Origin of the sequence: Vibrio sp. (assembly GCF_038138445.1) — a bacterium.
Taxonomy (GTDB): Bacteria; Pseudomonadota; Gammaproteobacteria; order Enterobacterales; family Vibrionaceae; genus Vibrio.
In genome coordinates, this window is the sequence record NZ_JAYQDQ010000019.1 from 23,594 (window position 1) to 48,183 (window position 24,590).

Genomic DNA, 24,590 nt, shown 5'->3' on the forward strand with positions numbered 1-24,590 from the left:
GAACTTTATTTAGAGCTTAGACCTGCTCAATTGCTGATAAACAAATGGTTTGAGTAATAAATTGAAAATAAGCAAGTAGCCCTCTTTTTGAGGGCTACTTGAGTATAAAAGTTATCTGTAGTAATTCAGGAATTACTTAGATTTTCTTTGTTGTTCCTTACGTGCAAGTTTTTCTTGTCTACGCTTCATTATTATTTGATCAGCATCTCCACCAACGTGGGATTCGCCGCGTGTCTTTGCCAACTGAACTTGTTTTTCACGTTCGCGGAACCGTGCTTTTTGCTCATCTGTATGCTCAGCAGCACATTTAGGGCAGCTTACTCCTTTTTCGTATAATGGTGACATTATATCCTGTGGAGTTATAGGTAGACGGCATGCATTACACATTTCGTAACCGCTTTTTTCTAACTGATGATTAACCGCAACTCGTCCATCAAAAACGTAGCAATCACCCTGCCACATACTTTCCTCTACTGGGATTTCTTCTAGGTATTTTAGAATACCTCCTTCGAGGTGATAAACTTCTTCAAAACCTTGCTCTTTCATATAGGCCGTCGACTTTTCACAGCGAATGCCCCCAGTACAGAACATGGCGACTTTCTTGTGCTTTGATGGGTCCATATTTGCCGCAACATAGTCGGGGAATTCACGGAAAGTATCTGTGTTAGGATTAACCGCATTTTCAAACGTTCCAATTTCTATTTCGTAGTTATTACGAGTATCGACGACAAATACTTCTGGATCTGATATTAACTCATTCCATTCATTGGGTTTGACATAGGTTCCAACTACATGGCGAGGATCTATCCCTTCGACACCTAAGGTGACAATTTCTTTTTTCAATTTGACTTTGGTACGGTGAAAAGGCTGGTTTTGGTCGTACGATTCTTTATAGACGATGTCAGCCAGACGTGAGTCTTGTTTAAACCAGGCCAAAAGCGCGTTAATCCCATCTCGATCAGAAGCTACTGTGCCATTAATCCCCTCGTTGGCTAGTAGCAAGGTTCCTCTAACCTGATGCTTTTCCATAAGCAGTTTTAACGGTTCTTGAAGGTTTTTGTAATCTTCCAAGCGCACAAATTTATACAGTGCGCATACTACGTAGTTAGTCATGGTTTTCCCCATTTAGCGAGCTGGATCGTAAATCCAGAGCCGTTGTTTAAATCCAATGAAGTATATCGAAGTGTTTGGTAAATAAATACGTATATTTATTAAGGGAAAAGAGGACTTGGGGATATAAAGGCAACCTGCCATACATTCCATATGACAGGTTTACAAAGACTATGGTTTCAGATTCAATACTTTATCAATGTCTTGAGCAGAGTGCCGCTCTGGAGCTTGTTCCCAGCTTTCTCCCCAAGTACGGTTCACAATACGCCCTTGTTGAACTGCAGGACGACTCTCAATCTTTTCAGCCCAGCGCTTAAGGTGTCTGTAGCTACCCACATCCAGGAATTCAGCAGCGTCGTATAGCTTGCCTAGTACAAGGTTCCCGTACCAAGGCCAAATTGCTATGTCGGCTATGCTGTAGCTATCGCCAGCAATAAAATCATACTTTGCAAGCTGTTTATCCAATACGTCGAGTTGGCGTTTTGCTTCCATAGAAAAGCGATTGATAGGATATTCGAATTTTTCTGGTGCATAGGAGTAGAAGTGTCCAAAGCCCCCTCCAAGATAAGGTGCAGAGCCTTGAAGCCAAAACAACCAGTTCATCACTTGGGTTCTTGCTTCTATTTGTTTGGGAAGGAAATGGCCAAATTTATCGGCGAGATAGAGAAGAATGTTTCCAGATTCGAAAACCTTGATTTCACTACCATTTGAACCATCAACCAGTGCAGGGATTTTTGAGTTAGGGTTAACGTCAACGAAGCCTGAGCCAAACTGATCTCCTTCACCAATTCTGATCAAATGAGCATCGTACTCAGCATCTTTTATGCCAATTGCGAGTAATTCTTCTAGCATAATCGTTACTTTTTGACCGTTTGGTGTTCCCATAGAATATAACTGCAGCGGATGCTTACCCTTAGGTAAGACTTGCTGATGGCGGGAGCCAGAATTAGGACGATTAATACTCGACCATTGGCCACTATCACTATTCTCCATTTTCCAGACGGCAGGTGGTACATATTTATCAGTCATTGTCATTCCTTATGTAATATGATTATGCCAGTAATAGAAGAAGTTGGGGCTGATGGTATGAATCCAAGCCTTCAGTGGAAATTTTGTTATATCTATGAGTTACTGGTCTAAATATTCTGAGTATAAAGAGTCTTATAATCTTATGTTTATTCGTTTGACTTGAGATAATCCATGACATGTAGGAGTGATGGAAAAACATTATGTCCGAATGATCTAACTTCATCACAAGGCTCGACCAAATCAGGGATTTGAAAGGTCGTCATCTGGGCTGAGATAGCACTACGAACACCATTATTGGAGTCTTCAAATGCCAGACAGTGCTGACTTTTAACCCCTAATCGCTCAGCGGCTAGCAGGTAGATTTCTGGATCTGGCTTTCCTTTTGAGACCTCACAACCGCAAGTCAGACTATTGAAGAATTTATCTAATCCCGACAATTTAAGTTTAATTTTAGCCACATCCCGCTGAGTAGAGGTTGCAACAGAAGTAGGGATACCATTTTCTTTTAGCCAAGCCAAAAGCTCCACAACCCCTTGCTTAATTGGAATAGGTTGATGTTTGACGATTGCATCATAGTTGCGCCGCCATTCATCATGGAGTTTATCCAGATTATTTCCGTAAGCTCGGCGAAGAATTTTGTCTATACCTGCCGAATTTCTACCGATAATTGACAGATAAGTATCCTCATAAAAAGGTAGATTAACGGTTGAGCACGCCTGTTTAAAAACATGCATGCTTACTTTTTCGGTGTCGAGTAGTAAACCATCCATATCGAAGATGGCTGCTTGGAACTTCATTGAAATGTCTTAATCAATTTTTAATGGTGCTCATTTTTACACACTACACAATATGAGTAAATTCATCCATGTTAATGACTATTACTTGTCGGACTATGGATTTGGCAGGTGCTGATTTTTGATTGGTTTAGACGTGCGTTGAATTGTATTAACACCCAACGCACGTTTCGTTCACTAGGTTAGTAAAATATGAACAGCTCTTGTGTATCAAATAGCTTAAAAAACTCGAACCCTTTCATCGCCAACTCTCCTTATTGACCCACCTTTGGTGGACAGGTTGTATAACGCTTTATGAGCTTGGTTTTATATTGGCTGCTACTTTATTAAACCTAGCTTATTTTTGTGAACTTGCCAGAAAGGCAGGCATAATTGATGGCATAGCCCCGTGGTCATGCCCACGGGGCTGGTTTATTACTGATTGAGGTCAAAGCGATCGGCATTCATGACTTTTGTCCAAGCTTTAACAAAGTCTTGCACAAATTTCTCTCTGTTGTCATTTTGTGCATATACCTCAGCATAGGCCCTTAATATTGAATTAGAGCCAAATACTAGATCCACCCTAGTTGCTGCCCATTTCTCATTACCACTTTTTCGATCGACAATTGAATATGAATTGCGTCCAGTTGGCATCCATGTGTAGCGCATATCGGTTAAGTTAATGAAAAAGTCATTACTTAACACACCAACCTTATCAGTAAACACGCCATGTTGTGTGTTTGAATGGTTTGTTCCAAGTACGCGCATCCCTCCGACCAGCACAGTCATTTCTGGAGCAGTTAATCCTAATAATTGAGCGTGATTTAGCATTAGCTCTTCAGGTCCTACCGCGTAATCCTGTTTTTGCCAGTTGCGAAACCCATCTGCAAGTGGTTCTAACACGCTAAACGACTCAACATCTGTCTGTGCTAACGTTGCATCGCCGCGACCAGAGGAAAATGGCACAGTGATATTTACACCAGCAGCTTTGGCCGCTTGTTCAATACCAATATTTCCGGCTAATACAATCGCATCGGCAATACTCATTTTGAATTCACTTGCGATGGTTTCAAGTACACTTAGAACTCTCGATAACCTCTCTGGCTCGTTGCCTTGCCATTGGTTTAGTGGAGCTAAGCGTATACGAGCACCGTTTGCTCCACCGCGCTTATCAGAGTTGCGGAAAGTTCGCGCACTATCCCATGCAGTAGCTACCATATCCCCAATGCTTAATCCGCTAGCTTCTATCTTGGCTTTCACCGCAGCAACGTCGTAACTTGTACTGCCTTTTGGTACGGGATCTTGCCAAAGCAAATCTTCAGTAGGTATATCTGGGCCATAATAACGCGATTTCGGTCCCATATCGCGGTGAGTCAGTTTGAACCAAGCTCTTGCAAAGGTTTCTGAGAAGTATGCTTGATCTTTATGGAAGCGCTCTGAGATCTTATGGTACTCAGGGTCAATTCTCAGCGCCATATCTGCATCGGTCATGATTGGGTTAACACGCACATTTGGATCTTCCACATCGACAGGTTTATCTTCATCATTTATATCAGAAGGCTCCCACTGCCATGCACCTGCAGGGCTCTTTTTTAAATCCCAATCATATTCAAGTAGAAGACGGAAGTATCCGTTATCCCACTGTGTCGGGTGTGTTGTCCATGCTCCTTCAAGACCACTTGTCATGGTATCTCGACCAATCCCTCTTGAATTATGATTATTCCAGCCTAGACCTTGTTCCTCTATTTTTGCTCTTTCTGGCTCAGGGCCAACATTTGATTCACTACCATTACCATGCGCTTTACCTACGGTGTGACCACCCGCAGTTAGTGCAACCGTTTCCTCATCGTTCATGCCCATGCGCTCGAATGTAGCTCGCATATCATGCGCAGTTTTAAGTGGGTCTGGCTTACCATCTACACCTTCAGGGTTGACATAGATAAGGCCCATCATTACAGCGGCTAGTGGATTTTCCAAGTCTCGTTTACCTGAGTAGCGGCTGTTTTCTGATCCGCTTGGCGCAAGCCACTCTTGCTCTGCTCCCCAATATATGTCTTTCTCTGGGTGCCAGATATCTTCGCGGCCAAAAGCAAAACCAAAGGTTTTGAGTCCCATTGATTCATAAGCCATATTACCAGCCAAGATCATAAGATCTGCCCAACTGATCTTATTACCGTATTTTTGTTTGATTGGCCATAATAAGCGACGAGCCTTGTCTAGGTTTGCATTATCTGGCCAAGAGTTGAGAGGAGCAAAACGCAGATTACCAGTATCCGCACCGCCTCTACCATCACCTATACGATATGTACCAGCTGAGTGCCAAGCCATTCGAATCATAAGACCGCCATAATGTCCCCAATCAGCTGGCCACCAGTCTTGGCTGTCTGTCATGAGTGCTTTCAAATCGTTCTTCAGGGATTGGACATCAAGTGTTTTAAGCTGTTCACGATAATTAAAATCTGCTCCTAATGGATTCGACTTTTGGTCGTGTTGGTGAAGAATATCTAGATTTAGGGCTTTGGGCCACCAGGCCACATTCGATGAGTCGGAGGAAGTCGCGCCGCCGTGCATGACAGGGCATTGACCACCAGATTTCGAGTGTTTATGTTCCATGACTTACTCCTTTGTGTCATGTCTTTTCTTTGGCCATCTGATATGGCTAAGAAATCCAAGCATTTTATGTTTAACCAGTCGCTCGATAGTTGCGTACCTAGCATTGAGCATAGTTGGCATGCTGGCGTATAGAAAACAGTTTATGACTATATTATTAATAGATGTTCTCTATTTCGCCGATTAATCACTTCTTTAAGCTTTTGAGGTGTTAGAGCTAGGCTTTCAATAAAGCTCTAGTTGTATGCGAATTGGATTAAATGGGGTTTATTCTGTTAAGTATGAAAAAAATCAGGCGATATTCTCTGAGAATATTACTATTAACACTAGGGAAAACAAAAAATCACACCACGTGTGTGCGTTTATACCCTTTTTAGTGTGCCCACTGCAAAACGCAATGAGCCTTTTGGAGGAGTCTGGATGACAAAAATGCGAGTGTTTATACTCATATGCGCCTTGCTCGCTATTAGGCCCGCTGTGGCAGAACCAGTAGAATTGGTGACGCTTGAATACCCTCCCTATATTGAAACAAGAAACGGTCAGGTGTCTGGTGTGGCGGTTTTGCTTGTCAGCTATATTTTCCACCAACTTGAAACACCCGTTAATATTACCGTTTTGCCTTGGGCACGGGCATTAGCCTTAGTGCAACGAGGCAAAGCCGATGGTATTTTTACGGCTTTTAAGAATGCTGAGCGTGAGAAGTTCGCAGACTACAGTAAAAATATACTTTTTGTCCAAAACATAAGCTTGATGGCCCTTCGAGGTAGCGGCTATCGTCCAGAAGAAATTTTGGTCGGTGACGTTTCAGATATCGCTTTGTGCGTGGTAAATGGGGTTAGCTATGGTAAGCGAATGGATTCAAAAATTGAGCAGGGCGGTTTTAGGGCAGTCTTTCAAAGAAACAGTGCTAAAGAGTGTGCTCATTTAATTCGGACCAAGCGGGCAGATATATGGGTTAATAATGAGTTCGGTGCACGTAGCATATTGGTACAAGAGAGTTTAGACAAAGCGATTGAAATTCTATCGCCTGCTATTGAGGCTACACCGAGTTATATCGCATTCTCTAAAAAGCGTGATCGTAAAGCGCTTTTGAACCGTTTTGATGAGGTATTAGCTGAAATGAGGCAAGATGGACGATATGAGACTATCATTTATGGCTATTTTGAAAGTATGAGAATCAAATGTGAATCTACTTTTGAGTAAGGATAATGAACCGCTATTTGAATAGCGGTTTTTTATTAAATCAATGGAGTAATTCGAAAGTGATGACATACAAGTCATCGTCATTAGGGTAAATATTACGTATCAACTGCTTTAACTTTGGCAATGGAAGGGACTCCTGCTGCGCATGGTGTTGATTGATGTCGTTAAATCGAAGGGGTTCTACTGAGACAATCTTGATGTCGCACACTTTCTTGTCTGTCTCCAAAATAAACACTTCAACTTGGCTACCGGGTACATAGTAGGACTCGGACTTGTCACGAATGGTGATGGTCTTTTTACCAGAGGTAATAAGTGGCGTTAACGACTCAAAAAAGGTAATCTTGGGTGGTACTTTCACTGGTTCCCCTTGCCTTGACGTTTATTTTTGGGAACATAGTTGAGAATAGATACAGGTACGGGCTTACGTGGTTCAAATCCTTCGATTTCGCGACGCTCAAGCAGATGCCCTAAGCGAGACTCAATCATACACAAGTTCTTGAAGTTATCTTTGGATACAAACGAGATGGCTTCACCTAAAGCATCGGCACGACCAGTTCGGCCTATGCGGTGTATATATTCATCAGCCGGAAAAGGAAGATCATAATTGACTACACGAGTCAGCCCTTCAATGTCAATACCACGAGCTCCAACTCCCGTTGCAACCATATACTTAATGCTCCCAGTCTTGAAGTCTTCCAATAACTGAGTTCGAACTACTTGACTTCGGCCACTGTGGAAGGCCTCTGCTTCTATTCCTCGTTTTTCGAGTTGTTGTACAAGTTTAGCCGCGCCATGCTTCGTCTCGATGAAGATCAATGCCTGATCCCAGTTATTGGTTTTTATTAAGTGGCTAAGAAGTGCCGATTTTTTATCTTTATCAACAGTAATCAACCACTGTTCGATATTCTTCTTTGATGCCTGGTTTGCGGTGATTGAAATCTCAACAGGGTTATAGACAGCGGTTTTGGCTAGGTCACGTACCTTGTGAGACAGTGTGGCCGAAAACAATAGGGTTTGGATATCTTTGGGTAAGAGACTTAAAATTTTGTTGATATCGTCGATAAAGCCCATATCAAGCATACGATCGGCTTCATCAAGTACCAACATTTCGACTTCATCAAAATGTATTGCACGCTGACCATACATATCGAGCAGTCGTCCGGGTGTTGCAACCAAAATATCAACGCCTTCAATCAGTGCTTGCTTTTGACTTTTATCATCCACACCACCATACATAGCCAGTGATGTGAGTGAAAGATTTTTGCCGTATGTTTTTACTTTATCGTCAATTTGAATTGCTAACTCACGAGTGGGCGATAGTATCAGGCCTCGAACACGTTTTTTTCTTTGCGTCGCCCCTTGGCTTAGCTTCTCAAGCATTGGGAGTACAAAGCTTGCCGTTTTACCTGTGCCTGTTTGAGCGGCTGCGATGAGGTCTACACCTTGTAAAATTTCAGGTATAGCTCTGGTTTGGATATTGGTTGGTTTATTATAACCCTCTTTTTCAATAGCTTGGGATATAGGTTGGCTTAAGCCAAGATTCGCGAATGGCATTGATACACTCATAAATGTTAGTCGATATGGTAAGTGTTTAACTGCGAGTTTAGCACGTTGAAAGCTGTTTAGGGTTGATTATTTGAAGATGTATTATTGAATGTGGATATCAACCGGAACGTAGGAGTACTGGTTCCTTCCATCACTTTTACTTTGGTAGATTTGTTCATCAACTTTACTGAGTAAACCTTCCTCATCTTCTTCTATTCTGGTGATGGCGCCAAGACTTAGGGAAATAGAAATTTCTTTTTCTTCAAATTCAAGTGGGGAATTACTCATGGTTAACATAATCGCATCGAGGAAGCTTGTCACTTCTACAGGTTTAATTCGCTCAACCATAATGAAAAACTCATCGCCACCGAGACGATAAAATCCGTCTGTTTCGTGTAGAAAGGGCGCGATGACAGATACTATGTGTTGTAGAGCTTTATCTCCAGCAGTATGGCCAAAATTATCGTTGATCCCTTTAAATCTATCAACATCGAAACCAATCAAAGTAAAGACTTCATCATTTAAGACCCTACGTTTCATTGTCTCATTAAATGCTCTACGATTTTCAACACCGGTTAAACTGTCATGATAAGCCATGTAAGACAGCTTTCGTGTTTTGTTGGCAATGAGAGTTTTTAATCGTTGCCTATCCCTAGCTTGTTTGAAAGCAAGGTAACTGACAAGCAGCGCGGCGAGGTTGCCGAGTGTGAATGTTGTGGTGAGTGTCATTAGTTGGTTATATTCTAACTCTCCACTTACGTGAGTGCGGATATCCCAGTTACGGTTGGCAATGTTAACAGAATCGACGTAGACTCGGCCTTTGGACTCTAGCCACATCTCACTTTCATACACTACCGGTGCATCATGAGAGTAATGGCCTTTATCAACGATTTGAAATTCAAATCGTTTAGTGGGAAGTAAGGAAGCTAGCGTATTAAAATATCGATTCAGGTCGATGGCTCCTATTACTATTCCAGATAGTTGGCTTGGATTCGTACGATTAAAAACAGGGTAATAAACTAAAGCACTTTTTTTGTCCTTGTCCACTGTAGGGTCATGTTGCAGTAGGTGAAGCTTATCGGAAATAAAGGCTTCCCGTGTTGATGTGATAATTTTGAGTGCATGGGAAAATCTTTGGTTTTTGTCTCTGGTTAATGGTTTAAAATCCAATATTTTTTGCGTTTCTTGGTTGTCTGGAAACACTTGGGTAACAACAAACTCGTCGGGCTGCGGAGGTGAGTTGCTATTTGAGGATGTGATAGTTCTTGGCATCCATTGTAATGATGCGAGAGAGCCTATGTCGTCTTTCAATGCGTTTTGGACAAATAAGGAAAAGTTGTGCCATTGCTCTGGGCTGGTTGCGTAAAAAAAATGCACACTAGAGCCTATGATTTGGATGTCCTTTCTGAGTAGGTTGATCAGAGTAGCATTTTGGTCTTTTGCAAAACTTACCTCCAGTTCATAACGGCTATCTTTTTGAACCCGGTATAGAGAGTACGTAAATAGGTTGATGATAAGTAGCATCAATCCCAAAATGGCTAGGGAGTATCCATATAAGCCGATAAACCGGCTCAGCATACTTTTTTCAATGGTATCGCCTTCAGTGCTCATCCAATCGTCGTTTTTAAGAAATCTACTCAATTAACTATAGAATAACTTGTGTCTATTTTTGACCTTAGTCACCTTATTTGCTTGTATGCCAGATATATTATCGATTTAACTAATTGAGTAAACCAGCTAGGCTAAAATGAAGGCCTAGCTATTATATTTTTGAATGGAACATGGGCAAACACATCCCTGCTGTTTTGGTCAGCCTCTGCTTTACTTTTAGCATTCAAGCGGCAGGCTTTGCCGATATGGTATTAACTAAAGCACAGATATATAAGCATCCAATGGCTGATTCGATAGCGATTAGTAAAGGAAATATAATCGCAATAGGAAATCGTGAGGAACTCAACTATCTAACTGAATCATCGACCCGGCTAGTTGATCTCGATGAAGGCTTTATTTTGCCTGGTTTTATTGATAACCATAATCATGTATTTGAGGCTGCCTCGCAGGTTGGTGGAGACTGTGAGCTAGATAGATACGCAAACCTTGAACAGCAATTGCCTAATTTGAAACTATGTAGACAAGAAATGACAGGAAAAAACTGGTTAATTGGCTACGGCTATTCCATTGACTTATTGTTATCAGAGGAGAATAAACGTACGCCTCTAGAAGTGATTGATTCTATTTTTCCTGATGTTCCTGTCGTTATTATGGAGCAAACTTCACATTCGATGTGGGTAAACTCAGTTGCGCTCGGTTTGGCGGGTATAAACGATCGAACTCCTGACCCTGTAGGTGGAAAATTTCTCAGAAATGCCAAGACAGGTAGTTTGAATGGCATATTGCTTGATAATGCGGGTGATATATTGATGGAGCTTGCTTGGAATAGTAGTGAGGAACAGTTCGACAAGAGCTATCAAGGTTTAATGACAGGTTTGCTCGAAGCGCGTCGCCATGGTATCACAACCATTGGAGACGGTCGCCTTTATTGGCGGCGTGGCTGGTATGAAATATGGAAAGAGGCAGAACGCAAAGGGGATTTGACGGCAAGAGTGTCGCTTCGACCATGGATTTATCCAGAACATCCGATCGAGCCTCAGTTGTCGTTTTTGAAAAAAATAGTCTCTGCAGATAAAACAAAATTACTTTGGTCTGATCAAGTTAAAATATACAGTGATGGCATATTGATTAACGGAACAGCAAAGCTTCTCCAACCGTACCGGAAAACTTATCTTCCATCACATCCGCTCGGCATTAATTACATCGACCCTAAAGCTATGAAACAATGGCTTGAAGCTCTTGATAAGATTGGATATGGTGCTCATATTCATGCAATCGGTGATGGCGCTATTCGAGAATCACTTGATGCTATTGAAGCTTTGCGAGAGCAAGGAAATCAAAACAACTACACACTGACTCATGTAGAGATGGCAAATCCTAGCGATACTGAGCGTTTCTTTAAACTGGGAGTCAGTGCCGATTTTCAAGTCGGGTCAGATTATATTGCTTACAATGACCACAAGTGGGCTGAAGCCTTCATAGGAGCGAAACGAGCTCGTACAATGATGAACCTAAGAGTTTTCTTTGATTCTGGGGTTAACGTGTCTTTAAGCAGTGATTGGAATGTCCATGATATTAACCCGCTAGTTGGTATTGCAAATAGCGTGATGATGGGAAAAACGGGTTTACCTAGTATTGAAGATGCAATAGACAGTTATACGATTAATGCCGCCATTAGCCTTGGTATTGCTGAGCTGACTGGTTCAATTGAGGTTGGAAAAGCAGCCGATTTTGTGGTTTTATCCCATGATATTACTAAAAGAGCAACGCAGGATATTGTGCAAACAGAGGTATGGATGACCTTAGTTGGTGGTCGTATTGTTTTTGATATTGCCACAGCTAATTAAAACCACAGGTACCACTAGAATCGAGATAAGAATATTTTTAATAAAAATGTAGTAGATAGGTTCATAATGATTATGCTTTTATTCAATTTATAGAATAAAAATCCTTATATCGTTATTTTTAAAAAATAATATTAAAAATTATCAATTTATTATAATAACTATCTTGGGATATGAATGATAATATTGTTGGTTTTACTTGAGTATAACATCTTATTAGCTTAGGTTTATCGTTTGGATAATTATAATCATTGATTATTTCATTTATTTTCTGTTAGAGGAGGTGTGTTATAAACCCAATAATATGTGACGTTTTTGTCAGTAATACCGCTGTTGGCAACCCTGCTGCAGTAGTTGAACTTGATGCATGGCTAAGTGATGACGAACTGCTAAATATCACTAAGGACCTTGACCAACCTATTACTGCTTTTGTCGTGAACGATCTCGATAATTACCATATTCGATGGTTCTCTTTGTCAGGAGAAATTAATCTTTGTGGTCATGGTAGTTTGGCTGCGGGGGCAGTTATGCTTGCTCATTACTCAATACAGGAGATTAGTTTTCAAAGTCAGTATGGGCAAGTCTTCATTTCTAGAGTAAATAATAGTTATAGCCTTACCTTGCCAAGTTGGTCTGCAGTTTTCCCAGCCAAACATGATGAAGTAACTGAATCCATATTGGAATCTATTGATTTATTTTCTACTCGCGACTTAGTTGTTGTTTTGCCTTCTGTTGAATCCGTGAAGGACTTCAAACCAGACTATAAGAAAGTAGCTCGAATGAACAATCATCATGCCTTAATAGTGACAGCTCAAGATGGTGATAGTGGATATGTACTCAGATATTTTGCCCCAAAAATTGGTATTGATGAAGATATTGCAACAGGCTCAGCGCAATGTTCACTTGCTCCATACTGGTTTGTCAAGCTTGGTAGAAATAGGCTTCAAGTGAATCAGTTATCCCATATTGGCGGTTATTTTGAAGTTGAAAGGCTATCAGAACATGAGATTAAGCTGTTAGCGCAAGTTGAATTTCGATAATTGATACACCTAATGATAGTTATCTATACTTTAATAAAATTAAATTGGCAGGAATATTTTTAATGTATAATGTTTTTGTTAATTTTAATATCTATTCTAATTTTATATTTACAAATAACCCCAGAGAATTGAGCTGCTATTAAAGGCGTGTTCACGTATCCCTTTTTTAGAGATTTACAGATAAATAATGCTTGCCTATATTCCTATAGCCTTAGATTGATGCTCTAACAAAATATTAACAAAGAAATTGTATATGACGAAAAAAGCATTAATTTTATCAGCAATATTGATGGGTTTGACATTATCTCCAGTTGCTTTAGCAACCAATGATGTTGTAACCGCTAGATAAAATAATCCCATAACAAATAGTGCAGCAATGATTACTAACGAAGTACTAGTAAAAACATCTGAAAATGAGTACATCTATCAATTTAATTACAAAGGGCAGTCAGTCGAAAGCTATGCCAAAAAAAGGGGTGATACTGTTTCCTACCAAGTTTATTTTGATGGTAATTTTCTATTTGAGCAAGAATATAGTGTTAACAACCAAGCAAAAGCTTTGGCAAATTACAGTATCGTTCCGTCAAGTAGTTCGACTGATACAATGCTAGTAAATGAGACCTCTTGGTTTGATGGGCTGCAACATGTTAAATCTCGCAGTGCTACTTATAAACACCCTGATAAAGAAAAGTACGATCTCGATATTTTTGAAACTGTATATGTGAATGGAACGGATTATATTCACTTGCAAATAGGAAAAACAGCGAGTGGTATACTGGTTAATGCACCAACGTGGATGGTAGGTTCCATGATAGGAGCTGGTGCAGGAGTTGTCATTGGGTCTTTGATTGGGCCTCCTGGAGCCGTTACTGCAGCTGCGGGGGAGTTGCTGTTGGTGCCGAAATTGGTGCTCTAATTTCTGTTGTAGCTGGTGAAATTTTGAGTGAACATTTCAGAGACGAAGATGGTAATATATGGCTAGTCGTTGATCCGTATAATGAGAATGATTATCTCCGTATTGATGAAGAATCTGATTGGTTTGGGACAAGCTATTACCTTAGAGGTAGGAAATTATTCAGACATCTGTCAATTGGAAAGTATAGTATCCAAAATTTCAGCATTGAAGTTGACCAGAAACTATAAATATATATTTTAGGTCGTTATATAATCAGTTTGTTAATAAAATGAATGGGCTACTAACATTACTCATTAGTATCCCTATTTCTACGAGAAATTTAATTGAATCCAATGTCGCACTGAGATTAACTCACTTTTAATCTTATCGCATTGAAGTTAATATAAATTGTTTTAAAACTAAAATATTCTTATAGTTGTGAATAATTTAAATTTTTTGCTTCCATCTCGAATCGGTCTGCTGGATTTACCTGATACGATTGAAGTTCAACATACTGGCTTTGATGTTAATGAATATCATCAAAGTTTGTTTGGCTACCATCAAGTTGATTTCCCAGCCAATCTAGGCAAGGCAGTTGATAAGCGATGTGCGGAATATCTTGCAGGACGTATTGTTGCTCGAAAGGCAATAGAGCGAATTAATGGCACTACGCCGCAAATTGGTACACATAAAGACCGCTCTCCTATATGGCCACAGGGATTAATTGGTTCGATTACTCACTCTGATGGAGTTGTGATAGCTGCCGTGGCAGAGCAAAAGCACCATAGATTGCTTGGTATCGACTTTGAACATTGGATGAGCGCACAGCTCGCTGATGAGCTTTGCGATCAGCTATTAGATCAATCCGAAAAACAGCTGCTTTTGCAAAGTGACTTGGCATTTGAGCGTGGCGTCACCTTGATTTTTTCGCTGAAGGAAAGCCTTTATAAGGCGCTCTATCCTCATGTGAACACTTTTTTTGGTTTTGATGAGGCAAGAGTTCGCAGTATAGATACCACCAATGGAGCTTTTATTATCGAGCTTTTGACCTGCTTTGACAAAGACTATCAGCAAGGCTGGTCAACAGAAGGTTACTTTAAGGTGCTGCCCGATGGCGTACTCACCTATATCTATGAATAAACTCAGACGTCTATGTATTTGATTTATGAAAGGGTAATTTTATAAAAATAAGCGCATACTGTTTTTATGGGCAGTTCTGTGGTGTATCCTTCTCACTTCATCTAGAGGGATACAATGCATGAATTTGATTTATAAAGAAACTCCACCAAGTCCAAGTGAATTTTGCGATTTGCGTGTCAAGGCTGGGCTGTCGGCCAAATCACTAAAAGCCGCTACTATCGCACTCCCAAATAGCTTGTACGCTATTTCAATTCGAGATGGTGAGTTGCTTGTTGCTATGGGAAGAGTAGTCGGAGATGGGGCCTGTAATTTTGAAGTGGTGGATGTTGCGGTTGATCCAGAGTACCAAGGAAAGGGGCTAGGTAGAAAGGTAATGGAATATATTGATGGGTATTTAGCATCAGTGGCGTTAGAAGGCTCTTATGTGTCAATGATTGCTGATGAGCCTGAATTTTACCAAAAATTGGGTTATCGCTTGGTATCTCCAGCATGCCAAGGAATGACAAAGAAGTTTAAGCCAGCAGAACAATAATATGATTCAAAAATGTCGATATGATTTTTTGCCTGCCATCGCAGGCCCATATGTACACGCAGCAAGACACAACCAGACACTTTACATTTCCGGACTGACAGCACTTGGCACAAATGCTCAGTCAGGTGGACTGATTGAACAAACTGAGGAAATATTGTCCCAGATATCACGAATACTTGAGGCTGAAGCCTGTGCTATATCTGACTTAATCAAGTTAACCATATTTGTTACCGATATTAGTTTACTCGCATTGATAAGAGAGCAGTTATTTGATTTTTACCAAGGGCACTTACCTGCTTGTTCTTTGGTGGAAGTTTCAGCATTGATTCACCCTGATTTGCAGATAGAAATTGAGGCCATTGCTGGGCTTTAGTATACCCACGGGGTGTAACACCCAAACCTAAACTCTTTTTTAGAAGGATGTTGGCTGATGGCCAAAAGGATTATTTTTGTGCACGGCCGTGCGCAAAAACCATCGAAAGATGATTTACAACAGCTATGGTATGAAGCAATCAACCACGGATTATTAAGAGATGTTGGCTTGCAAGCCATGGAACGATTTCAGGAGATCAACAAAGATTTCATTTATTATGGTGATTTGTCGAATGATTTTTTGGATCAGCCAACGGAAGACATAGGGTTACGTTATCAATCTCTGGAAAGACTTAAAAGTTACACCAAGCAGCAGTTTAATAAAGTGTCATATCATGCACTAACTCAAGCAGGTTTTCTTAAAGAGGCGCTGGCAGATATTTTTTCTGCTCCGCTAGGAAAGCTTGGTGTCGCCACTCCCTTAATAAAACTTGTCGCTCCGGACATGGCTCATTATTGGAATGGTGACTCCTATTTCGCGAGTGATGTAAGAAGTCGCCTAACACCTGTACTTAAGAAGGCGTTAGACAGAGGGGATGATATTATGCTTGTCGGGCACAGTTTAGGCTCTATGATTTGCTTTGATAATCTATGGAAGCTCTCACACTATGGTGAATATCGTCGGCTGTATGGGTCTGATAAAAAAGTAAACCTGTTTGTAACCTTGGGATCCCCTTTGGCGGATGAAAACGTCAAACAGCAGCTTAAGGGAAGCAGAAACCGAGGATTTAAAAAGTACCCAACCAATATAAAAAGATGGTGTAACTTTGCCGCAGAAGATGACTTTATTTCTCATGATACTCGGGTAAGTAATGATTATGACGAGATGTCTAAGTTAGGTCTGCTTAAAGCCCCTATTGAAGATTTTCACATCTACAACCTGACCGTTATGGAAGGGCGGTCCAATCCTCATGCATCGATTGGGTATTTAATTCATCCAGACTTCATCTCTGTGGTTAATCATTGGATTAATAATTAGACGATATAGAGCTCTGGTTGAGAAAAATTACCAATAGAGATAGAGAAAATGGCGATGAAATTGAGATGTATGTAAAAGTTTGTAATTAATAACTTGATCTATCACTTATATCTATAAATCAGGTATTTATCATTGGGCTCTGATCACCTAATTTGTGTTGCAAATTTGTTAACAATAAAGGTGTCGCAGTGATCTTACCGTTTAAAAAATACGCTTATCTATCAGGTCTATTGACCTCATGTTTGCTTGCTCAAGCTAATGCCTCACTAGATAATATACAGCCTAGAGGTGAGGCCTTTGAACAAGCGATGGGTGCTTGCTCGGATTACAATGTCACCTTGAGTCTCAATACTGACGATTATGGAGCAGAGACAAGCTGGAAGATTAGAAATAACCAAGAGAAGACTCTGTATACAGGATCGGGTTATGACAATAACCAGAGCTACCAAAAGTTAATGTGTCTAGAGGCTGGTCAGTACACGCTTGAATTTTTGGATTCAGAGGGGGATGGTATCTGTTGTCAATTTGGCGAAGGTGCTTACAGTTTGAGGGTGAATGATCAGCCACTCGCCTCTGGAGGAAGATTTAACGACTCTATTGACCACCATTTTGTTCTGGGTGAGAAGAGTGGTGAAGGCAAAGATTATTATCAGTCAGCACAGGGAAAATCAGGTTATGAGCTGAAAACCGCATTACACAATATTATCAAAAATCATCAGCGGCAAAGTTATTCGGCAGTATGGAGTTTGGTCAAATCAGCAGATATTGATCGCTACTATGAGAATGACGGCAGTATCCTTGATATTTACTCCGAAAATGTATCGGGGCCCGATTCAATCAATTATGTCGCTAGAGTTGACCAGTGCGGTAACTACCGCCGTGAGGGAGACTGCTATAATCGAGAGCACTCTTTTCCTAAGAGCTGGTTTGGCGGTAAGGTGGCGCCGATGAATACTGACGGCCATCATCTTTTTGCTTCAGATGGCTATGTGAATGCAAAGCGGGGTAATTGGCCTTTTGGAGAGGTCGGTATGGCGACTTATCAATCATCAAATGGATCCAAGCTTGGTTATGCGACGAGTGATTTAAACTACTCTGGAACAGTATTTGAGCCAGTTGATCAATTTAAAGGCGATCTTGCGCGTGTTTATTTCTATATGGCAACACGCTACGAGCATGACATTGCCTACTGGGAAGGAAACACCAGTAGCTCTGATGCAGTACTTAATGGAACCTCGGATCAAGTTTTTGAAACATGGGCACTTGAGATGTTCAAACGCTGGCACCTAAGCGATCCTGTTGACCAAAAAGAGCGAGATCGAAATGAAGCTGTGTTTCAATTTCAGAACAACCGTAATCCTTTTGTCGATCACCCAGAATTTGTTGAGCAAATTTGGGGCCATTAACTGACTATGATTTCACAGTGATTGAATTGGCAGATGGAACTCCTTTATAAAGTCATTCTGGGGTTCTGTCTGTTTAAACCCAAGCTTAGATAGCACGGCGATACTGCTTTTATTCCAAGTGTGGACGCCTGCCCAAATACTGCCTTTGTAGCCTATATCTATGGTGTATCTGAGTACTTCTCTGCACATGGTTGTCGCATAGCCACGCCCCCTTTTTTCTGGTGCCACCCAATAGGCGAGCGCAACATCTTTAAGCCTGGGAAGCAGTGTGACTTGCCCAACAAGTGATAAGTCCACCCGATGTCGGCATGTCCAGACAAAACATTGATTCGTTTGCCAGTCTCTAGATCGATCCCCACACCATTGCCTTGCTTTATTGAGCGTATCAAGTTTTGAAAGGACTAAGTCTGGATGAAATGCATTAGCACTGAAGGCATCAAATAACTCCTTACCATCAGAAGCGGAAACTGGCTTAAATATCAGGTTTGAGGTGGTAAAAAAACTGTTTTGTATCGTTATATTGGGTAATTCAATCTGCATAATAAAACAATATTATCATTAGTGCTCTAACTATTGGTTCTTGAGTGATTCCTAGGCGCAAGCGAAAGCTACTAAACCTTAAGTTAAGCTAGTACTGGCTTTTTTCGATTAACTATACGTTTATCAGCTTTTTATAGGTAATTACAAGTAAATAATTGTTGGAAAGATATGAGTTTTCCCCGTTTTGTATCACTTATGAACGGGCATATGTATCATTTTTGTGATAATTGATTTGAACTCTAATTAATAATCAGGCATTTTATTTTTAATCGAACGTTCAATTAAAAAAAGGAAAAGGGCTAATGCCTAAGGTAGGGATGCCTGATATTAGAAAGCCTCAGTTGGTTCATGCGACTATGTCTGTGATAGACAGAGTGGGTTTGCACGGTGCAAGTGTTGCGTTAATTAGCAAAGAAGCGGGCGTATCGACGGGAATCATTAATCACTATTTCGGAGGTAAGCAAGGTTTATTGCAAGAGACAATGCGAGAGGTCCTTCGTCAGCTGTCTCACACGGTAAAATCACGTCTTAGCCAACTACCGAAGAATGAACACCACCAGAGAATAAACGCCATTATAGATGGTAACTTCGTAGGCTATCAGGCAGAAAATAAAGTGGCAAAAACATGGCTGGCATTTTGGTCGCATTCTATCCACGATCCTCAGCTGAAAAGACTTCAAAGAGTCAATGAAAAACGCCTTTTATCTCACCTGAAAACCGAACTTAAAGCCTTGTTTGATAGTGAGCAAGCAGAGATTGTTGCCCATGGAATTGCGGCATTAATCGACGGCATTTGGCTACGAGGAACACTCAACCCTGGTGGTATTGATGCCAGTAAAGCTCGATTGATTATTAATGACTATTTAGACAACCAACTGAACCACTGTTCAAGAAAATAACTAGAGTGCTAAACATAACATGAAAATGAAATCTCAGTATATCGATGGTTGTGCATGCTATGCCACATCAAACGAAACTTTTTTCACCTACAACCCTGCAAACGGCGAGCCATTGGCAGAGATAGGCCAATCAAATGTTGACGATTTACACATGGCAATCGAGTCTGCTAAGAAAGGCTTTCAAATATGGTCTGCGATGACGCCTACCGAGCGCAGCCGCATTTTATTGAAAGCGGTCGAGATCCTTCGCCAGCGAAATGATGAGCTTGCTGCACTGGAAGTTGCAGATACTGGAAAGCCTTTGCAAGAAGCCATTGCAGTCGATATTACAACAGGTGTAGATGTCATAGAATATTATGCTGGACTTGCTGTTGGCTTGCAGGGCGAGCAGCAACCGCTAAACGAAAGTCAGTTTTTTTATACTCGACGTGAACCGCTTGGAATATGTGCTGGGATAGGGGCTTGGAATTATCCGATCCAAATTGCAATGTGGAAATCTGCGCCTGCTCTAGCCGCGGGTAATGTAATGATATTTAAACCCTCTGAAGAAACGCCGCTTTCCGTTTTAAAACTGGCGGAAATCTTTACACAGGCTGGTTTGCCGGATGGTGTATTTAATGTGGTTCAAGGTGATTATCGAGTAGGACAAATGCTGACAGCACACCCTGATATTGCCAAAGTATCATTTACTGGTGAATCGGGTACGGGCAAGGCTGTAATGGCCGATAGCTCAGCAACGCTCAAACATGTGACTATGGAGCTTGGCGGTAAATCACCTATGGTTGTGTTTGAGGATGCCAAACTCGATGATGCGGTATCGGCAGCCATGGTCGCAAATTTCTACACTCAAGGTGAAGTGTGCACTCATGGAACCAGAGTCTATGTGCATGAATCACTGTATGAGGCTTTTTTGAGCCAATTAAAACAAAGAAGCGAAAAACTGATTGTGGGCGATCCTATGGATATGGATACCCAAATTGGTTCGCTAATTTCACGTCAGCATCTTGATAAAGTATTAGAAGCGATTGAAATGGCCAAACAAAGCGGTGCCAAACTGTTGATTGGCGGTAATCAAGTGACTGATAATGGGCTGTCTAATGGTAATTTTGTCGCTCCTACCGTCTTTTTTGATTGTTCAGATGACATGCCTCATGTCACAAATGAAATCTTTGGCCCTGTGATGTCCGTGCTTAAGTTCTCCGATGAACAAGAGGTGATTCGACGTGCCAATGATACTGACTATGGTTTAGCGGCTGGGGTGTTTACTCAAGATCTGGCCAAAGCTCATCGAGTGATTCACCAGTTAGAAGCAGGGATCTGCTGGGTGAATACTTGGGGTGATTCTCCCGCTCAAATGCCAGTTGGTGGCTACAAGCATTCAGGTCTTGGCCGAGAAAATGGCCCGGAAACTTTGCGTCATTACACTCAGACCAAAAGCATATTCGTTGAGCTGGGCCCTTACCAAAGCCCCTATGCCTAAGCCATTATGACCTGAGAGGTGAGATATGAAACAGAGCTACGATTATATCATCATAGGTGCGGGTTCTGCGGGTTGCGTGCTAGCGGACAGACTGACAGAAAGCGGTCAACATCAGGTGTTGCTGCTTGAAGCCGGCGGCAGTGATAAAAGCATTTTTATTCAAATGCCAACCGCATTGTCGTACCCGATGAATAGCGAAAAATACGCTTGGCAGTTTGAGACGGTCTCGGAACAAAGTTTAGATGGTCGCAAACTTCATTGTCCGCGAGGTAAAGTATTGGGTGGCAGCTCTTCTATTAATGGCATGGTGTATGTCCGAGGTCATGCCTGTGATTTTGATGAATGGGAAGAGCAGGGCGCTAAAGGTTGGAATTATCAAGCTTGTTTACCTTACTTTCGGCGCGCAGAAGCATGGATTGGAGGGGAAGATGACTATCGTGGTGGCGCTGGTCCATTAGGTACATGCAGCGGCAATAACATGACGCTAAACCCATTATATCAAGCCTTTATCAAAGCAGGTGAGGAAGCTGGATATCCGACGACATCTGATTACAACGGCTATCAACAAGAAGGCTTTGGCACCATGCACATGACGGTTGATAAAGGGGTAAGAGCATCAACCTCTAACGCTTACCTAAGGCGTGCCTTGAAGCGTTCTAATTTGACCTTATTGAAAGGTCTACAGGCTCATAAAGTATTGCTTGAGAATAGAAAAGCAATCGGTGTTGAATTTGAGCACAGAGGTAAGTTGGTACAATGCCTTGCCAACAAAGAAGTGCTACTCAGCTCTGGCCCTATCGGGTCTGTACAGCTTTTACAGCTTTCTGGTATCGGCCCCAAGGCGGTGCTTGAAAAAGCGGGGGTAAAAGTTGAGCACGATTTACCGGGTGTTGGTGAAAACCTTCAAGATCATCTTGAGGTGTATTTTCAGTATCAGTGTCATAAGCCAATAACACTCAACAGTAAGCTTGGCTTAGTCAGTAAAGGAATGATTGGCGCTGAATGGATTTTGACCCGTAAAGGTTTGGGTGCGACCAATCATTTTGAGTCGTGCGCGTTTATTCGCTCTCGTAAAGGACTCAAATGGCCCAACATCCAGTACCACTTCTTGCCAGCGGCGATGCGTTATGACGGGCAAGTCGCTTTTGATGGTCATGGTTTTCAAGTACATGTGGGCCCAAATAAGCCGCAAAGTCGTGGCCGAGTGGCAATTAGGTCTAGCAATCCTAAAGAGAAGCCAGAAATCCAGTTCAACTACATTTCAACTGAGCAGGATCGCCAAGACTGGCGTGATTGTATTCGTTTAACTCGTGAGATCTTGGGCCAGCCTGCGATGGACGAATATCGAGCCAATGAAATTCAGCCTGGTGAGCACATCACCAGTGACCAAGCGATTGATGGATGGGTTAAGCAAAACGTAGAGAGTGCGTATCACCCTTCATGTAGCTGTAAGATGGGCTCTGACGAGGATCCTATGGCGGTCTTAGACTCACAATGTCGAGTGCGAGGTGTAGAGGGCTTAAGGGTTGTCGACTCTTCTGTATTTCCCACCATTCCTAATGGCAATTTAAACGCGCCAACCATAATGGTAGCTGAGCGGGCTGCAGATTTAATTTTGGGCTTACCAGTGTTGGCTGCTAAGGAACTTCCAGTATGGATAGCGCCAGATTGGCAAGATAATCAGAGAATTAATACCCCTGTGAGAGAGGTTGAGCCTCAGGCTTAGGGGGACAGATAATGATAAGGAAACCATTATGTCTATGATAAAAAAGTCGCTGGCGATGATAGTGCTCAGCGCAACGACAATGAGTGCTTACGCCAATCAATGTTCAACGGTTCGTTTTGCTGATGTTGGCTGGACAGACATCACCGCCACTACGGCGGTTGCAAGTGAATTACTAAAAGGAATGGGGTATAAAACCAGAACCGATTTACTCTCGGTCCCCGTCACATACTCTTCGTTGGCCAATGGTGATATCGATGTCTTTTTAGGTAACTGGATGCCAACCATGGAAGCAGATATTGCTAAATATCGTGAGGCAGGAACCGTTGAAACGGTGCGAGCTAACCTTGAAGGGGCTAAATACACCTTAGCGGTACCAAAATATGTTTATGACGCTGGGATTAAACGCTTTTCTGATCTAGTAAAAAACGCAGATAAGTTCAAAAACCGCATCTATGGTATTGAACCGGGTAACGATGGTAATCGACTTATTCAATCAATGATCGACCAAGACGCTTTCGGTCTCAAAGATTTTAACCTCGTAGAGTCGAGTGAAGCGGGCATGGTTTCTCAAGTTGCTCGCGCAGTTCGTCGCAATCAGTGGATTGTGTATCTAGGCTGGGCACCCCATCCAATGAATCAGGCTGTGGAAATGGAGTATCTAGCGGAGGGAGACGAATTTTTCGGCCCTAATTATGGCGGTGCGAATATTTACACTAACGTCAGATCTAACTACTTGAATGAATGCAAAAATGTGGGTCAGTTGTTGAAAAATCTTGAGTTCAGTCTCGAGATGGAGAGTGCATTGATGGAAGACATACTGAATAAAAAAATGAAGCCATCTAAAGCCGCTCAGCAATGGCTTAAAAACAACCCTCAGCTTCTGAATAAATGGCTTAACGGCGTGCAAACTCTCTCTGGTGATAATGCCATTAAGGCGGTTTCTGACTACGTCAATGCTAACGCATAAGGTAATTGGCGGGCTTAGGCCCGCTCCACAAAATAAGGCTGTATTGTGAACTTTATTACAAACAACAAAATCCCTTTTGGTCAATGGATGGAGCAGGGCGTTGATTGGTTAACCATTAACGCGGCTGGCTTCTTCGATGCCATTTCTATTTTTCTTGAAACTGTTATTTTGTCTGTCGTTGATCTGTTTAAATGGATGCCACCCGAGGTGCCAATTATCGCCACAGCGGCCATCGCTTGGTACTTGCATCGAAGTATTCCGCTTGTTGTATTTGTGATTGCGGCTTTGTTAATGATATTAAACTTGGGTTATTGGCAGGAAATGTTAGAGACTTTTGTGTTAGTCTTTGCCGCCACGACCATGTCCGTTCTGATAGGCGTCCCTGTTGGAGTAATGGCTGCTCACAGGCCATGGCTATACACATTATTACGGCCCATTCTGGATTTAATGCAAACAGTACCCACCTTTGTATACTTGATTCCGACTCTCGTCTTGTTCGGTCTCGGTATTGTTCCTGGGCTAATATCAACAGTCATTTTTGCCATCGCAGCGCCAATTCGACTCACCTATTTGGGGATAACCAAAGTGCCTGAAGAGCTTATTGAGGCTGGGCAAGCTTTTGGCGCGAGCAAGAGAAAGCTGCTGTTTAAGGTTGAGTTGCCAGCAGCAATGCCAAGCATTATGGCGGGTGTCACTCAATGCATTATGCTGTCACTGTCTATGGTCGTGATTGCGGCGCTTGTAGGCGCTGATGGGCTAGGTAAGCCTGTGGTACGAGCACTGAACACAGTCAACATTTCCCAAGGTTTTGAAGCTGGTCTTGCGATTGTGTTGGTGGCGATAATCTTAGATCGTTTATGTAAATCACCTAATCAAAAGGAGGCTTAAT

The 24,590-nt window shown here is 41.8% G+C and carries 21 protein-coding genes and 1 pseudogene; 14 read left to right on the plus strand and 8 right to left on the minus strand.

Annotation, left to right across the window (positions count from 1 at the left end; translation table 11 throughout):
• Positions 1–132: 132 nt before the first annotated feature.
• From AAFM34_RS07575 to katG, 4 genes are all read right to left on the minus strand, one after another.
• Positions 133–1,113 (minus strand): rhodanese-related sulfurtransferase, encoded by a 981-nt coding sequence (locus tag AAFM34_RS07575; RefSeq protein ID WP_341661525.1) that lies wholly within the window; start codon positions 1,111–1,113, stop codon positions 133–135.
• Positions 1,114–1,281: 168 nt separating this feature from the next.
• Positions 1,282–2,139, minus strand: a complete 858-nt coding sequence (gene yghU / locus AAFM34_RS07580) for a glutathione-dependent disulfide-bond oxidoreductase (protein ID WP_341661527.1) — start codon at positions 2,137–2,139, stop codon at positions 1,282–1,284.
• Positions 2,140–2,285: 146 nt separating this feature from the next.
• The gene (locus tag AAFM34_RS07585) at positions 2,286–2,936 is read right to left on the minus strand and encodes an HAD family phosphatase (protein WP_341661529.1); all 651 of its coding nucleotides are present in this window, start codon (positions 2,934–2,936) and stop codon (positions 2,286–2,288) included.
• A 411-nt stretch (positions 2,937–3,347) separates the two neighbouring features.
• On the minus strand, positions 3,348–5,525 hold the full coding sequence (katG, locus tag AAFM34_RS07590) for a catalase/peroxidase HPI (RefSeq protein ID WP_341661532.1): 2,178 nt from the start codon (positions 5,523–5,525) through the stop codon (positions 3,348–3,350).
• A gap of 417 nt (positions 5,526–5,942) precedes the next feature.
• Here katG and AAFM34_RS07595 point away from each other — a divergent pair, with 417 nt between their 5' ends.
• The gene (locus AAFM34_RS07595) at positions 5,943–6,725 is read left to right on the plus strand and encodes a transporter substrate-binding domain-containing protein (protein ID WP_341661534.1); all 783 of its coding nucleotides are present in this window, start codon (positions 5,943–5,945) and stop codon (positions 6,723–6,725) included.
• Between the two features lie 40 nt (positions 6,726–6,765).
• Here the strand turns inward: AAFM34_RS07595 and yqfB are convergent, their stop codons facing one another.
• From yqfB to AAFM34_RS07610, 3 genes are all read right to left on the minus strand, one after another.
• Positions 6,766–7,083 carry a N(4)-acetylcytidine aminohydrolase gene (yqfB, locus tag AAFM34_RS07600; protein ID WP_341661536.1) on the minus strand — a complete coding sequence of 106 codons (318 nt, stop codon included), beginning with the start codon at positions 7,081–7,083 and terminating at the stop codon, positions 6,766–6,768.
• Positions 7,080–8,279: a DEAD/DEAH box helicase gene (locus AAFM34_RS07605; RefSeq protein ID WP_341661538.1), complete on the minus strand. Its 1,200-nt coding sequence runs from the start codon at positions 8,277–8,279 to the stop codon at positions 7,080–7,082. Before AAFM34_RS07605 ends, yqfB begins: the two co-directional genes overlap by 4 nt.
• A gap of 93 nt (positions 8,280–8,372) precedes the next feature.
• Entirely contained in the window at positions 8,373–9,881 is a 1,509-nt protein-coding gene (locus tag AAFM34_RS07610) for a sensor domain-containing diguanylate cyclase (protein ID WP_341661540.1), read from the minus strand.
• Positions 9,882–10,051: 170 nt separating this feature from the next.
• Between AAFM34_RS07610 and AAFM34_RS07615 the strand changes: the two genes are divergently transcribed.
• The 8 genes and pseudogenes from AAFM34_RS07615 to AAFM34_RS07650 all read left to right on the plus strand — a co-directional run.
• Complete coding sequence (locus AAFM34_RS07615) at positions 10,052–11,728, plus strand: amidohydrolase (protein WP_341661542.1); 1,677 nt, start codon at positions 10,052–10,054, stop codon at positions 11,726–11,728.
• Positions 11,729–12,015: 287 nt separating this feature from the next.
• Positions 12,016–12,765: a PhzF family phenazine biosynthesis protein gene (locus AAFM34_RS07620; protein WP_341661577.1), complete on the plus strand. Its 750-nt coding sequence runs from the start codon at positions 12,016–12,018 to the stop codon at positions 12,763–12,765.
• 376 nt (positions 12,766–13,141) lie between these two features.
• Positions 13,142–13,681, plus strand: a complete 540-nt coding sequence (locus AAFM34_RS07625) for a hypothetical protein (RefSeq protein ID WP_341661543.1) — start codon at positions 13,142–13,144, stop codon at positions 13,679–13,681.
• Positions 13,682–14,098: 417 nt separating this feature from the next.
• Entirely contained in the window at positions 14,099–14,800 is a 702-nt protein-coding gene (locus AAFM34_RS07630; protein ID WP_341661545.1) for a 4'-phosphopantetheinyl transferase superfamily protein, read from the plus strand.
• A 118-nt stretch (positions 14,801–14,918) separates the two neighbouring features.
• Positions 14,919–15,332: a GNAT family N-acetyltransferase gene (locus AAFM34_RS07635; RefSeq protein ID WP_341661547.1), complete on the plus strand. Its 414-nt coding sequence runs from the start codon at positions 14,919–14,921 to the stop codon at positions 15,330–15,332.
• Position 15,333: 1 nt separating this feature from the next.
• Complete coding sequence (locus tag AAFM34_RS07640) at positions 15,334–15,705, plus strand: RidA family protein (RefSeq protein WP_341661549.1); 372 nt, start codon at positions 15,334–15,336, stop codon at positions 15,703–15,705.
• 57 nt (positions 15,706–15,762) lie between these two features.
• Complete coding sequence (locus AAFM34_RS07645; RefSeq protein WP_341661551.1) at positions 15,763–16,683, plus strand: hypothetical protein; 921 nt, start codon at positions 15,763–15,765, stop codon at positions 16,681–16,683.
• Positions 16,684–16,949: 266 nt separating this feature from the next.
• A pseudogene (locus tag AAFM34_RS07650) lies at positions 16,950–18,089 on the plus strand (endonuclease); the annotation flags it as partial.
• Between the two features lie 12 nt (positions 18,090–18,101).
• Here the strand turns inward: AAFM34_RS07650 and AAFM34_RS07655 are convergent.
• On the minus strand, positions 18,102–18,629 hold the full coding sequence (locus AAFM34_RS07655) for a GNAT family N-acetyltransferase (protein ID WP_341661553.1): 528 nt from the start codon (positions 18,627–18,629) through the stop codon (positions 18,102–18,104).
• Between the two features lie 302 nt (positions 18,630–18,931).
• Between AAFM34_RS07655 and betI the strand changes: the two genes are divergently transcribed.
• Genes betI through choW form a run of 5 tightly spaced genes read left to right on the plus strand, consistent with a single transcriptional unit; the run spans position 18,932 to position 24,589 of the window.
• Positions 18,932–19,528: a transcriptional regulator BetI gene (gene betI / locus AAFM34_RS07660; RefSeq protein WP_341661555.1), complete on the plus strand. Its 597-nt coding sequence runs from the start codon at positions 18,932–18,934 to the stop codon at positions 19,526–19,528.
• Between the two features lie 19 nt (positions 19,529–19,547).
• A complete protein-coding gene (gene betB, locus AAFM34_RS07665) occupies positions 19,548–21,008 on the plus strand; it encodes a betaine-aldehyde dehydrogenase (protein WP_341661556.1) in 1,461 nt (486 codons plus the stop codon).
• A gap of 25 nt (positions 21,009–21,033) precedes the next feature.
• A complete protein-coding gene (gene betA / locus AAFM34_RS07670; protein ID WP_341661558.1) occupies positions 21,034–22,734 on the plus strand; it encodes a choline dehydrogenase in 1,701 nt (566 codons plus the stop codon).
• A 28-nt stretch (positions 22,735–22,762) separates the two neighbouring features.
• A complete protein-coding gene (locus AAFM34_RS07675) occupies positions 22,763–23,701 on the plus strand; it encodes a choline ABC transporter substrate-binding protein (RefSeq protein ID WP_341661560.1) in 939 nt (312 codons plus the stop codon).
• 45 nt (positions 23,702–23,746) lie between these two features.
• Positions 23,747–24,589 carry a choline ABC transporter permease subunit gene (choW, locus tag AAFM34_RS07680; protein ID WP_341661562.1) on the plus strand — a complete coding sequence of 281 codons (843 nt, stop codon included), beginning with the start codon at positions 23,747–23,749 and terminating at the stop codon, positions 24,587–24,589.
• The last annotated feature ends 1 nt before the right edge of the window (position 24,590 follow it).

Excerpts from the sequence above, each read along its gene's own strand:
- AAFM34_RS07575 (WP_341661525.1), bottom strand. The coding sequence starts at position 1,113 with ATGACTAACTACGTAGTATGCGCACTGTATAAATTTGTGCGCTTGGAA.
- yghU (WP_341661527.1), bottom strand. The coding sequence starts at position 2,139 with ATGACTGATAAATATGTACCACCTGCCGTCTGGAAAATGGAGAATAGT.
- AAFM34_RS07585 (WP_341661529.1), bottom strand. The coding sequence starts at position 2,936 with ATGAAGTTCCAAGCAGCCATCTTCGATATGGATGGTTTACTACTCGAC.
- katG (WP_341661532.1), bottom strand. The coding sequence starts at position 5,525 with ATGGAACATAAACACTCGAAATCTGGTGGTCAATGCCCTGTCATGCAC.
- AAFM34_RS07595 (WP_341661534.1), top strand. The coding sequence starts at position 5,943 with ATGACAAAAATGCGAGTGTTTATACTCATATGCGCCTTGCTCGCTATT.
- AAFM34_RS07605 (WP_341661538.1), bottom strand. The coding sequence starts at position 8,279 with ATGCCATTCGCGAATCTTGGCTTAAGCCAACCTATATCCCAAGCTATT.
- AAFM34_RS07610 (WP_341661540.1), bottom strand. The coding sequence starts at position 9,881 with ATGAGCACTGAAGGCGATACCATTGAAAAAAGTATGCTGAGCCGGTTT.
- AAFM34_RS07615 (WP_341661542.1), top strand. The coding sequence starts at position 10,052 with ATGGGCAAACACATCCCTGCTGTTTTGGTCAGCCTCTGCTTTACTTTT.
- AAFM34_RS07625 (WP_341661543.1), top strand. The coding sequence starts at position 13,142 with ATGATTACTAACGAAGTACTAGTAAAAACATCTGAAAATGAGTACATC.
- AAFM34_RS07635 (WP_341661547.1), top strand. The coding sequence starts at position 14,919 with ATGAATTTGATTTATAAAGAAACTCCACCAAGTCCAAGTGAATTTTGC.
- AAFM34_RS07640 (WP_341661549.1), top strand. The coding sequence starts at position 15,334 with ATGATTCAAAAATGTCGATATGATTTTTTGCCTGCCATCGCAGGCCCA.
- AAFM34_RS07645 (WP_341661551.1), top strand. The coding sequence starts at position 15,763 with ATGGCCAAAAGGATTATTTTTGTGCACGGCCGTGCGCAAAAACCATCG.
- AAFM34_RS07655 (WP_341661553.1), bottom strand. The coding sequence starts at position 18,629 with ATGCAGATTGAATTACCCAATATAACGATACAAAACAGTTTTTTTACC.
- betI (WP_341661555.1), top strand. The coding sequence starts at position 18,932 with ATGCCTAAGGTAGGGATGCCTGATATTAGAAAGCCTCAGTTGGTTCAT.
- betB (WP_341661556.1), top strand. The coding sequence starts at position 19,548 with ATGAAAATGAAATCTCAGTATATCGATGGTTGTGCATGCTATGCCACA.
- betA (WP_341661558.1), top strand. The coding sequence starts at position 21,034 with ATGAAACAGAGCTACGATTATATCATCATAGGTGCGGGTTCTGCGGGT.
- AAFM34_RS07675 (WP_341661560.1), top strand. The coding sequence starts at position 22,763 with ATGTCTATGATAAAAAAGTCGCTGGCGATGATAGTGCTCAGCGCAACG.